This is a genomic window from Kitasatospora sp. NPDC058406 (assembly GCF_042722765.1).
In the GTDB taxonomy this organism is placed as follows: Bacteria; Actinomycetota; Actinomycetes; order Streptomycetales; family Streptomycetaceae; genus Kitasatospora.
In genome coordinates, this window is sequence record NZ_JBHXKE010000046.1 from 30,483 (window position 1) to 43,887 (window position 13,405).

A 13,405-nucleotide genomic window follows, 5' to 3' on the forward strand; every position below is an offset into this window, starting at 1 on the left:
GCAGCACCATGAGCGAAGCGGCCCGCCACCCCGGCCTGGCCCGAAGAGGCTTTCTCGGCCTGAGCGCCGGAGCGGCCCTGCTGGCGGCGGGCTGCCGCTCGGCCACCGACCCGTCACCCGGCGGCGCCGCGGGCGCGTCCGCCACCGCCTCCGCACCCGACCTGCAGATCGTGTACGGCAGCGCACCTGACCCGACCCAGCTGCTCCACCGGGGCCCGGACACCCCGGCGTTCGTCAACCTCGTCCTGGACCGGCTGGTCGACCTCGACCCGAAGACCCTCCAGCCGGTGCCCTGGCTCGCCACCTCCTGGGAGTGGAGCGCCGACCGGCTGAAGCTGGTGCTCAAGCTGCGCGAGGACGTCACGTTCCACGACGGGCGCGGGCTCGACGCCGACGACGTCGTGTACTCGCTGGTCGGAGCCACCAAGAGCTCCCAGGTCAAGCCGCTGCTGGAGCGCCTGGCCGACGTGAAGGCCAGTGCGCGGGGCGAGGTCACCCTCACCCTCTCCAAGCCCACCAGCAACCTGTTCGACGCGCTCGCCTTCAACCCCGTCGTCGACGCCCGGAGCTACGTCGAGGGCAGGGCCTCCGACAAGGTCAACGGCACCGGCCCGTTCACCTGGCAGGAGTTCAAGGGGGGCAACCAGCTCGACCTCACCCGCTACGACCGCTACTGGCAGAGCGGACGGCCCCGGTTCGAGCGGATCACCGTCCGGTCGGTGACGAGCAGCCAGGCCGGTCTGTCCGCGCTGCAGTCCGGTCAGGCCCACCTGATCGGCGCCGTCCCCGGCCGCGACCTCAAGGTGCTGGCCGGCAACCCCGGCTTCACCGTGCAGTCCGCCAAGGCCTCCTACCAGCAGGCGTTCCTCGGGGTGAACGTCGCCTCCAAGCCCTTCGACGACATCCGGGTCCGCCAGGCGCTGCAGTACGCGGTGGACCGCGAGCGGATCGTCGCCCAGGTCTACGGCGGCCACGCCGAGGCCAGCAGCCTGCCCTGGCCGTCCAACACCCCGGGGGTCACCCCGGACCAGGTCACCCGCTACCGGCACGATCCGGAGAAGGCCCGGGGCCTGCTCCGGGAGGCCGGCGCGGAGGGCGTCCGGGTGCCGCTCACCGCCGCCAACTCGCCGATCTTCACCTCGCTCGTCGAGCTGGTGAAGTACGACCTGGAGCAGGCGGGCTTCGGCGTCGACGTGCAGCTGCTGGACAACGCGGCGGTCCAGCCGAAGATCCAGCAGGGCACCCTGGAGGGCCTGTTCGTGGCCAACCACGGCATGGTCAGCGTCTCGCCGCTGAGCGGCATCACGGTCTCGGGGCCGCTCCAGGTCGGCAAGAACACGTCGCACGTCACCGACCCCGCCTACGCGGAGCTGCAGGCCCGCGCGTTCGCCGCCGCCGACGAGCAGGCCCGGGCCGACGTCAACCACGAGCTGTCCGAGTACCTGCTGGCGCAGTCCTTCCACATCACGCTCGCACACGCCTGGGAGACGTACGCCTTCGCCTCCTCGGTGCACGACGTGTCCACCAGCGCGCTCGGCTACCTGAAGCTGACCGACACCCGCCGGGCCGGCTGACTCCCGGTCCCGTCCGGTCCCGCCCCGTCCGGCTCCGCCAGGTCCGGCCCGGTCCGCCCCGACCGGCCGGATCCCGGCGCCGCCCCGGCCCGACGAACCGCCCCGCCCCGCCGGCCGCCGGCCCCGGGCGACCCCCACCGCCCGGGGCCGGTGAACCACCCGGCCCGCCCGCATGGCCCGACCACCCGGAGAACCCCCGTGCCGTACTGGACCAGAAAGGCCGCCGGAGCGCTGGCCACCCTCTGGCTCGCCTCGGTGGCCGTCTTCCTGCTGCTCCACCTGGCTCCCGGCGACCCGGTCTCCGCCGCCCTCGGGGCCGAGGCGGACCAGGAGCAGCGCGACCACCTCAGCCGCCAGCTCGGCGTGGACCGGCCACTGCCCGTCCAGTACCTGACCTGGCTGCGAGGACTGCTCGTCGGCGACCCCGGACTCTCCTTCCACTACCGCGAGCCGGTCACCAGGATGATCGGCCAGAGCCTCGGCTCGACCCTCCAACTCGCCTTCGCCGCAGGTCTGCTGATGCTCGTGCTCGGCCTGCTGCTGGGGGCCGCGCTGGCCGCCGAGCGGCGCGGCCGGCTGGCCCGGGTGCTCGACCCGCTCACCACCGCGGTGCTGGCCCTGCCGGTCTACGTCACCGCCGTGCTGTTCGTCTTCGTCTTCGCGGTCCTGCTCCGCGTCCTGCCGGCCGGCGGCGAGAAGGACCTCCTCACCGCGCCGGACCTGGCCGTGCAGTACCTGGCGCTGCCCGCCGTGGCGCTGGCCCTGCCCGGGTCGGTGGTCCTCGCCCGGCTGCTCGCCACCGAGATCCGCCGCACCCGGCAGGAGGAGTTCGTGCTCACCGCGGTCGCCAAGGGTGCGCCGCCCCGGCGCATCCTGCTGCGCCACGTGGTGCCCAACAGCCTGGCGCCGTTCTGCGTCGAGTTCGGGCTCAACCTCGGGGAACTCCTCGGCGGAGCCGTCGTCGCCGAGCAGCTCTTCGCCCGGCACGGTCTCGGCCAACTGCTGCTCGACGCCATCAACCAGCGGGACTACCCCGTCGCCCAGACCCTGATCATGCTCGCCGTCGCCGTGGCCGTCACCGTCCAGCTCGGTTCCGAGCTGCTGGTCGGTCGCCTCGACCCGCGGATCGCCCGCGCCGGCACCGGGGAGGCCCGATGAGCACCACCGCCGAGACCCAGGACACCACCGTCGGGACCCCGGCCGAGGCGGCAACCGCCGGGACCGCCGGGACCGGAGGGGCGGCCACCGCGGCCGACAGCACTCCCGCAGGCCGGAGCACCGGGCGTCGCCGACTGCCGGCCCTGCCCGCGCTGCCCGCCGCACTGCGGGGCAGGCGGGGCCGGACCGGGGCGGCGCTGGTCGCCCTGGTGGTGCTGCTCGGCCTGCTCGGCCCGCTGCTGCTCTCCGCGGACCCGTACCAGCAGAGCCGCGAGGCACTGGCCGGGCCCTCCTGGGACCATCCGCTGGGCACCGACGAGGTCGGCCGCGACCTGCTGGTCCGCGCGCTGTACGGGGTCCGGATCGAGCTGCTGGTCTGCCTGCTGGCCGTTCCCGTCGCCGCCGTGCTGGGCACCCTGCTCGGCCTGGCGGGCGGGCTCAACCGCCTGCTCGGCGAGGCCGTCCAGCGGCTCTTCGACCTGCTGCTCGGCTTCCACGGGCTGCTGCTCGGCCTGGCCATCGCGCTGATCGTCCGGCCCGGCCTGGGCAGTGTGGTCGTCACCATCGTGCTCAGCGCCCTGCCCGTCTTCGGCCGCCAGGCACGCGCCGCCCTGCTGGCCCAGCTCGCCCGTGACCACGTGGTGGCCGCCCGGGTGCTCGGCGTACCGCGCGGGCGGACCCTCCGCCGGTACGTGCTGCCCAACGTCACCGACGCCGCCACCGCACTGCTCGCCGTCGCGATGGCGCACGCGGCCAAGATCGAGGGCGGGCTGAGCGTCCTCGGCTTCGGCATCCAGCCGCCCACCCCCTCGCTCGGCACGATGATCAACACCGGTAGCAAGTACCTCTTCCTGCACCCCGGTTACGCCCTCGCGCCCGTCCTGCTGCTCGGTCTGCTGGTGTTCGGGCTGACCCTGCTCGCCGACTCGTTCAACCGGGAGAAACTGCGGTGACCGCGCCCACCGAGACCGCCCGCACCACCGGTGGCGGCCCGACCGCCGGTGCAGGCCCGACCGCCGCCGTCGACGACGTCGGCCGCACCGGCCCGGGGGCGCCGCTGCTGGAGGTGTCCGGCCTGCGGGTCGCCGCCGGGCCCCACCAGGTCGTCCACGGCGTGGACTTCACCCTCCGGCCCGGCGAGATCCTGGGCCTCGTCGGCGAGTCCGGCTCCGGCAAGACCCTCACCGCGCTCGCCGCCAACCGGATGCTCCCGCCCGGCTGCCGGACCACGGCCGGGACGGTCCGCCTCGACGGCACCGACCTCCTCACCCTCCCCGAACCCGGCATGCGGGCCGTCCGCGGCCGCCGGATCGGCATGGTGTTCCAGGACCCGCTCGCCTACCTCAACCCCCGGATGCCCATCGGCCGCCAACTCGCCGAGGCCGCCCGGGTGCACGGATCCTCCCGGGCCGCGGCCCGGGCCCGTGCGCTCGAACTCCTCGACCTGGTCGGCATCCCGGAGCCGGAGCGCCGCTTCCGCGACCGCCCGCACGAGTTCTCCGGCGGGATGCGCCAGCGGGTCCTGATCGCCATGGCGATGACCAACCGGCCCGACCTGCTGATCGCCGACGAGCCCACCACCGCCCTCGACCCCACCACGCAGGCCGGCATCCTCGACCTCCTGGTCCGGCTCCGCGACGAGACCGGCACCGCGGTCCTGCTGATCACCCACGACCTCGGGGTGGTCGCCCGGACCTGCGACACCGTCCAGGTCATGTACGCCGGACGGATCGCCGAACGAGCCCCGGCCAAGGCCCTGCTGGCGAGCCCGCGACACCGCTACACGGCCGGGCTGCTGGCCGCCGTCCCCCGGCTGGATGGCCCGCCCGGCCGCCCGCTCGCCGTGATCGGCGGCCGCCCGCCCGCCGCGGGCGAACCGCTGCCCGGCTGCGCCTTCGCGCCGCGGTGTGCCGCCGCCACCGCGCGGTGCGCCGAGGAGGTGCCCGCCTGGGAGGTGGTGGGGGACCGCGGTCTCGCCTGCCATGTGCCGGTGCCGGAGGAGGGGCCGGAGCACGAAGCGGAGCACGAGCAGGGACGAGAGAAGGAGCAGGGTCAGGGACAGGGGCGGACCGACCCGCCGGGGGCGGGCCCGGCCGCCGACGACCGGGCCGCCGCCGCGGCGACCAGCCCCGCCGGGGACGCTCCCGTCGCGGCGGAGCCGGTGCTGGTCGCCGAGAACCTCACCGTCCGCTACGGCCGTGGCCGCCGGGGAGCGCCGGCGCTGGAGGGCGTCAGCCTCACGGCGGCGCCGGGCCGGGCGGTCGGGGTGATCGGCGAGTCCGGCTCGGGCAAGTCGACGCTGGCCCGCGCCCTGCTGGGGCTGCTCCGCCCGCAGCACGGGACCGTCCGGGTCGGCGGACGCTCCTGGGCGGAGGTCACCCCGGAGGAGGAGCGCGCGCTGCGCCGTCGCGTCCAGTTCGTCTTCCAGGACCCCTACGCCTCGCTCAGCCCGCGCATGACGATCCGCCAGGCGCTCACCGAGCCGCTGCTGACCCACGGCCTGCCGCTCTCTCGCGTCGACGAGTTGCGCGAACTGGTCGGACTCCCGGCGGGGTTGCTCGACTCCCGGCCGCACCAGCTGTCCGGCGGGCAGCGCCAGCGCGTCGCGATCGCCCGGGCGCTCGCGGTCGGCCCGGAGGTGTTGGTGGCGGACGAGCCGACCTCGGCCCTGGACGTGTCCGTCCAGGCCCAGATCCTCAACCTCCTCCTCGATCTGCGCCGACGGACCGGCGTCGGGCTGGTGTTCATCTCGCACGACCTCGCGCTCGTCCGCCACCTCTGTGACGAGGTGCTGGTGATGCGTCACGGCCGGGTCGTCGAACACGCCCCCTCCACCGAGCTGTTCACCGCGCCCGCGCACCCGTACACCAGGCAGCTGCTGGCCGCCGCCGCGCACTGACGCGCGCCGCCTTCCGGTTCGCCCCGCCTGCCTGTCCGCCCGCCTGCACCCCGTGCCGCCCGCCGCGCATATCCCCGCCGCCCCCTCCTAGGAGCACCATGACGTCCGCCAGCCCCTCCCGCCGCCAACTCCTCCTCGGCGCCGGTACGGTGACCGCCCTGACCGCACTCGGTGTCGGCCCCGCCGCCGCCGCGCCGCGCTCGCCCCGCGCCCCCGAGGTGACCGGCCTCGGCCCGGGGAACGCCGACTTCCCGCTGATGAGCGCCACCCTGCTGGGCGAGACGCTCTGGATCGGCTCGCGGAACCTGGCGCCCGCCAAGGTGGTCGGCTACCACGTGCCGACCGGGCGGGTCACCGCGACCGCCACCCTGCCGACCGGCAACTTCGTGCAGGGCTCCGCCGCCCACGGGGGCCGCCTCTACCTGGGCGTCACCGACGCGCCGAAGGCCGTCAACCTCTACCGCCTCGACCCGGCCGACGGCAGCGTGCGCGGCCTCGTCAACGTGCCCGGCGCCGACGTCCGGGACGTCGCGGTCGCCCCCGACGGCGTGGTGTACGCCACCGGACGGCAGAAGGGCCGCGCGGCCGGCCCCGGCCTGTACGCGTACGACCCGGCGACCGGCGTGCTCACGGAGGTCGCCTCGCCCGCGCCGGGCGCCACCCAGGGCCGGGCGGTCGAGGCCACCGCCACCCACGCCTACCTGGGTGTCGGCAGCAACCTGGCGGGCGGCGGCGGGGCCACCCTCGCCAGCCTGTTCGCGGTCGAGCGGGCCACCGGCCGGATCGCCGACATCACCCCGCCCGAGCTGGCGGCCGACACGATCATCCGGCAGATCACCGCGCTCGGGGACGACCTGCTGGCCGTCTCCACCGAGGGCAAGCCGGCCCACGTCGCCTTCCTGGACCCCGCCACCCACACGGTGCTGCGGTCGTTCCCGGTGCCCGGCACCAAGAGCATCACCAACTTCCAGCGCCTGGGCGACACCGTCTGGTTCACCTCCACCGAGCAGGGCGTCGTCTGGCGGTACCGGCTCGCGGCCGGGACCCTGGAGCAGTTCGCCGTGCCCGTCCCGGACGGCAACTCCTGGGGCCTCGGCCGGCTCGGCGACACCCTGGTGGGCGTCACCGAGGGCGGCACCGCGTGGACCCTCTCCACCTCCACGGCCGCCGTCACCACCACCGACCTGGTGGCCGCCGGAGCGCCGGCCGAGGCTCAGCTCGGCATGTCGCTGGCGGCCCGGAACGGCCGCGTCTACGTCGGCGGCAACGGCTCGATCGCGCTGCACGACCTGCGCGCGGGAACGGTGCGCAAGCTCCCGGTGCCCGGCGAGGCCAAGGACACCGTGATCCTCGACGACGACACCCTCTACCTGGGCGTCTACTCCTCGCAGGGCATCTGGCGGTACAACCCGTGGGAGGACACGGAGCCGGTGCAGGAGGCCGTCCTCCCGCAGGAGCAGAACCGGCCGCAGACGATCCGCTGGGACGAGGAGCACGGGCTGCTGCTGCTCGGGGTGCAGGCCGACACCACCGGCGGCGGGTCCTTCGTCACCTACCGGCCCGGCAGCGGCCGGCCCACCGTGCACGTCGACCCGCTCGGGTCCGAGCAGCTGGTCCGCGCGGTGGCGGTGGGCCACGGGCAGGCGTTCCTCGGCGGCGACAACGCCAAGACCACCGGTCCGCGCGGCGACCTCGCCGCCTGGGACCCCGAGGCGGGGCGCGAGCTCTGGCGGATCGGCACGAACCTCGGCTCCGGCATCAGCAGCCTGGCGGTCCACGGCCGGTGGCTGTTCGGCATCACCGTGAACGGGCAGGTGTTCTCCGTCGACCTGCGGACGGCGCGGCGGCGCCCCGGCGGCGGCGCGCCCGCGCCGGTGATCGGTGCCCGCGCCGACCTGCGCGCGATCACCTCCGCCAACCCGCGCCTGCTGGTGGTGGACGACCGGCTGTACGGGATCAGCGAGCGGACGCTGTTCCGGCTCGACCCGGAGACGCTGGCCGCCACCGTGCTGGTCCAGGTGGACGCCGAGTGGTACAGCGGCGCCCGGGTCGCGGCCGACGACGGTGGCGTGCTGTACACGCTGCGCGGACGCGAGCTGATCGCCGTACGGGACCGCTGACCGCCCACGCGGCAGGTGCGGGCGCCCGGACAACGGTGTCGGGGGGCCGGTGTCCGGGGCCGGGGCGGGGTCGGGGGCCCGCCCCGGCCCGGGGCCTCAGGCCGGGCCGAGCGCCCACGCGGCCAGCGACAGCGTCGCCATCGACACCAGGGTGGAGCAGAGCACCGCGTCCCGCGCCAGTGCGGCGCCGCGACCGTACTCGCGGGCGTACACGAAGACGTTCTGCGCGGTCGGCAGCGCGGAGAACAGGACCACGGTGAGCAGCTGGTGGGCCGACAGGTGGAGGACGAACGCCCCGACCGCGTAGGCGGCCAGCGGCTGGACGACGGTCTTCGTCAGCACCGCCACCCCGACCTCCGCGTACCGGGCGGCGCCGGTGACCGCCGGCCGGTGGCACAGCGAGAGGCCGAGTGCCACGAGCGCGGTCGGCACGGCCGCACCGCCGAGCAGCTCGCAGGAACGATTCAGCTCGGCGGGCGGTCGCCAACCGGTCGCCGACAGCACGGCGCCGAGGGCCACCGCCAGCAGGATCGGGTTGCGCAGCGGCAGGGTGAGCGCTGCCCGCAGCCCGGCGCGCCCCGAGTCCAGGACGGTCAGCACGACCGGGGTGACCACCAGGATCTGGAACAGCACCACCGGCCCCACGAACGAGGCGTCGCCGAGCACCTGCACCGCCACCGGGATGCCCAGGTTGGCCGAGTTGACGTAGCCCGCCGCCATGCCGCCGACCGTCCGCTCCGGCAGGCCCCGCCCGAACAGCCGCTGCGAGGCCAGCAGCCCCAGCCCGCCCGCCACCGCCGTGCCCGCGGCGAACGCCGCCATCGACGGATTGGCGAACCGGTCCAGCGGGGTCCGGGCGATCATCAGGAACAGTGCCGCAGGCATGGCCGCGTGGAAGACGAACCGGTTCAGCACCTGCTCCGCCTGGCCCCCCAGCAGCCCGCTCCGACCGAGCAGGTAGCCCACCCCGGTGAGCGCCCAGATCGGGGCGAAGCCGGAGATCAGCGGAGGCAGGCTGGGCATGGCGTCCTCGGCAGGGTCGGCACCGGCGGCACCGGCGGCACCGGCGGGTGCGGTCGCGGTGGCCCACGGCGGGCCGCCGGACCGGAAGTCAACCAGGCGGCGGTGCGGGGCCGACCAGGAGGGTCCCGGGACCCGGCCGGCGGCGGCAGGCCCTAGGATGGCGCTGTGGAGTACCTGAGCCTGGCCGAGGTCGAACGGATCGCGCGGAGCGCCCACGCGGGGCAGACCGACAAGAACGGTCACCCGTACACCGAGCACCTGGCGGCGGTGGCGAACGGCGTCGCGGTGCGCGGCGGCAGTGACGAGCAGATCGCGGCGGGCTGGCTGCACGACGCGATCGAGGACGACGCGCTGACCGGTGACTGGCTGGCCGGGGCCGCCCTCACCGACGCCACCAAGGCGATCGTGGACGCGCTCACCAAGCGCCCCGGCGAACCGCTGGAGGGGTACACCGCGCGCATCCTGGCCACCCCCGGCGCCCTGCTGGTCAAGCAGGCCGACCTCGCGCACAACTCCGACCCGGCCCGGCTGGCGAGCCTGGACTCGGCGACCGCCGAACGGCTGGCGGCCAAGTACCGCCGGACCCGCGAACTGCTGGGGCTGGACGGCGACACGGCCTGACGCATCCCCTGACGAGCGGTCCGGGCCCTCCCGGGCGGCGGACCGTCAACCCGCCCGCGGCGCCGGGAGGAAGCGCGCGAACGGATCGCCGGAACGGGCGCAGTGCACGGCGAGCAGGGAGCGGAACCGGTCGAGCAGCGCCGCGTGCCGCGCGTCCACGGCCAGGTTGACCATCTCGCCGGGATCGGCGGTGAGGTCGAAGAGCTGCTCCCGGTGGTCGCCCCAGGCGTAGCAGACGTACTTGTGCCGCGGGTCCCGGACCATCCGGCCCAGCGCGTTGTTGAAGCCGGGCAGCTCCCAGCGCGTCTCCACCACGACCGTCTCCCGGGGTTCCGGGGCGCGGACGCTGCGCCCCGGCAGGCCGGGCGGCGGGGTGACGCCCGCCAGGTCGCAGAGCGTCGGGACGAGGTCCAGGCCGGTGGAGACCAGCCGGTCGCTGACGGCACCCGCCGCGGCGCCGGGGCCGCTGACCAGGAAGGGCACCCGCACCGACTCCTCGTACAGGGCCCACTTCTGGTTCCACCGGTGCGCGCCCGCGCCGTCGCCGTGGTCGGAGCTGAACACCACCACCGTCTCCCGGCGTCCCTCCTGCCGCTGCTCCGGCCCGTCGGCCGGTTCGCGGAGCGCGGACAGGACCGTTCCGAGGTGCGCGTCCACCCGTTCGACCAGTGCGTAGTACGCGTACCGGTACCGCCGCCAGTCGTCCTCGCTCCACTCCTCGGTGGGGTGGGTGTGCGCCCAGGCCCGCTGGGCCAGCCGGGGCAGCCGGGCCTCGTACGGGGCGGGCGGGAAGTTGGCGGGCAGTGGCGGGCAGTCCTCGGCGGGCGGCGGGGCGGGCAGCGGCCCGGTCTTCGGGTCCTGACCGCGTGCCCATTCGCAGATGCCGTGCGGTTCCAGGAACGACGCGACCAGCAGGAACGGCCGGTCGCGCCGCTCGCGGACGAACGCGGCGGCGGCGCGGGCCAGTCCGGCGTCGTCCCCGGCCGGGTGGATGCGGCGGAAGCCGTGCCCGTCGGGCAGGTCGAGTTCGGGCAGGTGCCACTTGCCGCCGTAGCCGCAGTCGTAGCCGGCGTCGGCGAACAGCCGGCCGAGCACCGGCTCCGCGCCGCCCTCGTTCCCGGTGACCCCGAGGCTGCTGGGCAGTTGCCCGGTGAGCAGGCTCGCCCGGGACGGTGCGCAGAGCGGTTGGGCGCAGTACGCCTGGCGGTACCGGGTGCCGGCGGCGGCCAGGGCGTCCATGTGCGGGGTGGCGAGGTGCGGATTGCCGGTGGCGCTCATCGCCCCGGCGGTCTGCTGGTCCGTCAGGACCACCAGGACGTTCGGCCGGTCGTCCACAGGTCGGTCGTCTGCCGGTCGGTCGTCCACAGGCCGGTCGTCGGCGGGGCGGTCGGTCACGGTCAGGCCATCCGCTCGTAGGTGCGGCGGTCGAGCGCCCGGAGCAGCGGCTCGCCGAGCGTCCAGCGCTCGAACTCCCCGACCACCAGGTCGCCGAGGCGCCGGCGCTCCAGGGCCTGACTGCCGGCCAGGTGCGGGGTGACCACGACGTTCGGCAGGGTGAACAGCGGCGAGCCGGGCGGCGGAGGCTCGGGGTCGGTGACGTCCAGTACGGCGAACAGGTCCGGTCGTTCGGCGAGCACGTCCAGCAGGGCGGGTTGGTCGAGGACGGCGCCGCGTGCGGTGTTGACGAGCGTCGCGCCGGGCTTCATGGCGGCGATCAGGGACCGGCCGACCAGCCCCCTGGTCTCCTCGGTGAGCGGCGTGTGGACGGTCACCACGTCCGCCGTGGCGAAGAGTTCCTCCAGGCCGACGGCCGCCACCCCCGGCGGGGGTGCGGCGTACGGGTCGTGGGCGACCACCCGCACGTCGTAGTCGCGCAGCCGTTCGCAGACCAGGCGGCCGGTCGCGCCCAGCGACAGGACGCCGACGGTGGCGCCGTACGCACCCGGGGCGCGGCCGACGCGGACCGGTGCGCGGGCGGCGCGGGCGGCGAGCACGTGCCGCCAGCCGTCCTTGAGCGCGTAGACGATCTGGGCGACGGTGAACTCGGCGACCGGCAGGGCGTTGGCGTGGGCGGCGGTGACGAGCGGGATGCCGGTGGCCCAGAACTCCTCGGTCACGATCCGGCGCACCGAGCCCGCGCCGTACAGCACCAGCGCGAGCCGGGGCATCCGGGCGAGCGCCGCCGCGTCGAGGACGGGGCCGCCCCAGCCGGTGAACAGCACCTCGACGTCGCGCAGCGCGTCCGGGTCGGCGGCGAGCCGTTCGGCGCTCCAGACCCCACCGGGGCCGGCCGGGTCCTCGACCGTCTCCGCCCGCGCGACCACCCGGGCGCGAGCCTCGGGTCCGTACACGTCGGGGAAGCGGACGGGGTCCATCGCGAAGGCGGCCGCGAACATTCGGGTCTCCCTTGGTCGAGTGCCCACGGAGAGTTTCTATCACACTGAGAAATAGTGGGACGCGGGGAGGCGCTGGAGGGGTGGCGGAAGGCCCGGGAGGGCGCACGCGGGCGCGTGCGGGAAGGGGGAGGCGCGGGTTCGGGGCCGTGCGGCGGGTCCGAGGGGGCGGTGCGGGGGTGGCGGCCCTGGGCGGGCCGGCGGGGCGAGGCCGGCCCGGCGGTTCAGCGGGTGATGAACGTCGCCCCGTCGGCGAGGCGGACGGCGGACGCGGCGGCGCCGACCAGCTCGGTGGTGGTCGAGTGCACCACCATCAGGCGCGGCAGGACCGGGACCCGGCCCTGCAGGCGGGACTCGATCGCGGGCAGCATCTCGCCCCCGCTCTCCCAGAACAACCGGCCGCCCAGCGCGACGAGTTCGGGCCCGAGCACGCTGGTCAGGTTGGCCACCAGCAGGGCCAGGTCGTCGGTGAACTCGTCCGCCAGCCGGACCGCGGCCGGCTCCCCCTCCCGGGCCAGCCGGAACAGTTCGGCGACCCGCTCGGCCGAGGTGCCGGTGACGGTCAGCCCCGCCTCGGTGATCCGCCGGTCGACGGCGTGGTCGCCGATCCGTGACTGGGTGTCGCCGGTCCGGCCGAGCGGCCGGTCCAGCGCCCGCCGGTCGGTCATCAGGTGGCCGAGCGCGCCCGCCGAGCCGAGCCGCCCCCGGTGCAGGCGGCCACCGAGCACGATCCCGGCGCCGACCTCGATCCCGACCACCACCGCCGCGAGGTCGCTCACCCCCGCACCGGCCTCGCTGTGCCGGACGGCCAGCGCGACCAGGTCGACGTTGCTCTCGACCGCCACCGGGATGCCCAACCGCTCCTGGAGCAGTGCGCGCAGCCGCATCCCGGGCCAGTCCAGCGCCGGCGCGAACTCCACCAGCCCCGTCCGGTCCCGGACCACGCCGGGCACTCCGACCACCAGGGCGCGCGGGGCGCCGGCGTGCCGGCCGGCCCACGTGCGCAGGCCGTCGACCAGGGCCAGCAGCGGCCCGGTGAGGTCCTCGGCGGACGGCTCGCGGCTCCGGTCGGGGCCGAGGCCGGTCCAGTGGTGCTCGGTCTCGTGCAGCACGGTGCCGTGCAGGTCGGCGACCACGCCGACGATCCGGCGCGGCCGCATCGCCACGGCGAGCACGGTCTGCGCACCGGCGTTGTAGCGGACGAGTTGCGGCGGCCGCCCCCCGCTGGACGGCGCCCGTTCGGTCTCCACGATCACCAGTCCGGCCGTCCGCAGCACCTCGACCAGGCGGTGCACGGTCGCGGTGGAGAGGCCGCTCTCCGCCGCGAGCCGCTGCCGGGAGAGCGAGCCGTGCCGGCGCAGTACCTCCAGCAGTACGGTCTGGTTGACCTGCGCCACGGTCTGTGTGGTCGCGGTCGCGGGGGTGCGCGGTGCGGTCCGTGACGTGGTGCGCGGCGTGGCGCGCGGGGGCTGGGTCACCGGATGCTCCTCGGGCGGGGCCGGGCGGGGCCCGAGCGGGCGGGACTTTGTCTCGGCCCGAATATATCCGACCGGTCCGCCCGACCGGACGGGCTCCTGCCGAACGGGGGCGGGCCCGGTGCGCGGGCCCGTGCGAGCC

10 protein-coding genes are annotated in these 13,405 nt (G+C 75.6%); 6 read left to right on the forward strand and 4 right to left on the reverse strand.

The genetic code is table 11. From position 1 onward, the window contains the following. Positions 1-8: 8 nt before the first annotated feature. The 5 genes from ACFWOG_RS12125 (at position 9) to ACFWOG_RS12145 (ending at position 7,751) form a co-directional block, all read left to right on the forward strand. Positions 9-1,574, forward strand: coding sequence for an ABC transporter substrate-binding protein (locus ACFWOG_RS12125; protein ID WP_329950118.1), 1,566 nt, complete (start codon positions 9-11; stop codon positions 1,572-1,574). Between the two features lie 198 nt (positions 1,575-1,772). Beyond that, positions 1,773-2,732 carry an ABC transporter permease gene (locus ACFWOG_RS12130; protein WP_329877836.1) on the forward strand — a complete coding sequence of 320 codons (960 nt, stop codon included), beginning with the start codon at positions 1,773-1,775 and terminating at the stop codon, positions 2,730-2,732. Next, complete coding sequence (locus ACFWOG_RS12135) at positions 2,729-3,685, forward strand: ABC transporter permease (protein WP_380357323.1); 957 nt, start codon at positions 2,729-2,731, stop codon at positions 3,683-3,685. The genes ACFWOG_RS12130 and ACFWOG_RS12135 overlap by 4 nt, the downstream gene beginning before the upstream one ends. Next, a complete protein-coding gene (locus tag ACFWOG_RS12140) occupies positions 3,682-5,631 on the forward strand; it encodes a dipeptide ABC transporter ATP-binding protein (RefSeq protein ID WP_380357326.1) in 1,950 nt (649 codons plus the stop codon). The genes ACFWOG_RS12135 and ACFWOG_RS12140 overlap by 4 nt, the downstream gene beginning before the upstream one ends. Positions 5,632-5,729: 98 nt before the next feature. Further along, the gene (locus ACFWOG_RS12145; RefSeq protein WP_329877830.1) at positions 5,730-7,751 is read left to right on the forward strand and encodes a PQQ-binding-like beta-propeller repeat protein; all 2,022 of its coding nucleotides are present in this window, start codon (positions 5,730-5,732) and stop codon (positions 7,749-7,751) included. A gap of 96 nt (positions 7,752-7,847) precedes the next feature. Here ACFWOG_RS12145 and ACFWOG_RS12150 read toward each other — a convergent pair whose 3' ends face one another. Continuing rightward, complete coding sequence (locus tag ACFWOG_RS12150) at positions 7,848-8,774, reverse strand: AEC family transporter (protein ID WP_329950114.1); 927 nt, start codon at positions 8,772-8,774, stop codon at positions 7,848-7,850. 165 nt (positions 8,775-8,939) lie between these two features. On the opposite strand from ACFWOG_RS12150, the gene ACFWOG_RS12155 reads away from it, so the two are divergent. Further along, the gene (locus ACFWOG_RS12155) at positions 8,940-9,395 is read left to right on the forward strand and encodes an HD domain-containing protein (protein ID WP_329950113.1); all 456 of its coding nucleotides are present in this window, start codon (positions 8,940-8,942) and stop codon (positions 9,393-9,395) included. A gap of 45 nt (positions 9,396-9,440) precedes the next feature. Here ACFWOG_RS12155 and ACFWOG_RS12160 read toward each other — a convergent pair whose 3' ends face one another. The 3 genes from ACFWOG_RS12160 to ACFWOG_RS12170 all read right to left on the reverse strand — a co-directional run bounded on the left by ACFWOG_RS12160 (position 9,441) and on the right by ACFWOG_RS12170 (position 13,266). Further along, complete coding sequence (locus ACFWOG_RS12160) at positions 9,441-10,730, reverse strand: sulfatase (RefSeq protein ID WP_380357330.1); 1,290 nt, start codon at positions 10,728-10,730, stop codon at positions 9,441-9,443. Between the two features lie 62 nt (positions 10,731-10,792). After that, entirely contained in the window at positions 10,793-11,791 is a 999-nt protein-coding gene (locus tag ACFWOG_RS12165) for a hydroxyacid dehydrogenase (protein ID WP_329950111.1), read from the reverse strand. A gap of 221 nt (positions 11,792-12,012) precedes the next feature. Next, entirely contained in the window at positions 12,013-13,266 is a 1,254-nt protein-coding gene (locus ACFWOG_RS12170) for an ROK family protein (RefSeq protein WP_380357333.1), read from the reverse strand. Between the last annotated feature and the right edge of the window lie 139 nt (positions 13,267-13,405).

What these genes read in the sequence shown, in the direction of transcription:
- ACFWOG_RS12150 (WP_329950114.1), bottom strand. Translation starts at nt 8,774, where the DNA reads ATGCCCAGCCTGCCTCCGCTGATCTCCGGCTTCGCCCCGATCTGGGCG.
- ACFWOG_RS12125 (WP_329950118.1), top strand. Translation starts at nt 9, where the DNA reads ATGAGCGAAGCGGCCCGCCACCCCGGCCTGGCCCGAAGAGGCTTTCTC.
- ACFWOG_RS12135 (WP_380357323.1), top strand. Translation starts at nt 2,729, where the DNA reads ATGAGCACCACCGCCGAGACCCAGGACACCACCGTCGGGACCCCGGCC.
- ACFWOG_RS12145 (WP_329877830.1), top strand. Translation starts at nt 5,730, where the DNA reads ATGACGTCCGCCAGCCCCTCCCGCCGCCAACTCCTCCTCGGCGCCGGT.
- ACFWOG_RS12165 (WP_329950111.1), bottom strand. Translation starts at nt 11,791, where the DNA reads ATGTTCGCGGCCGCCTTCGCGATGGACCCCGTCCGCTTCCCCGACGTG.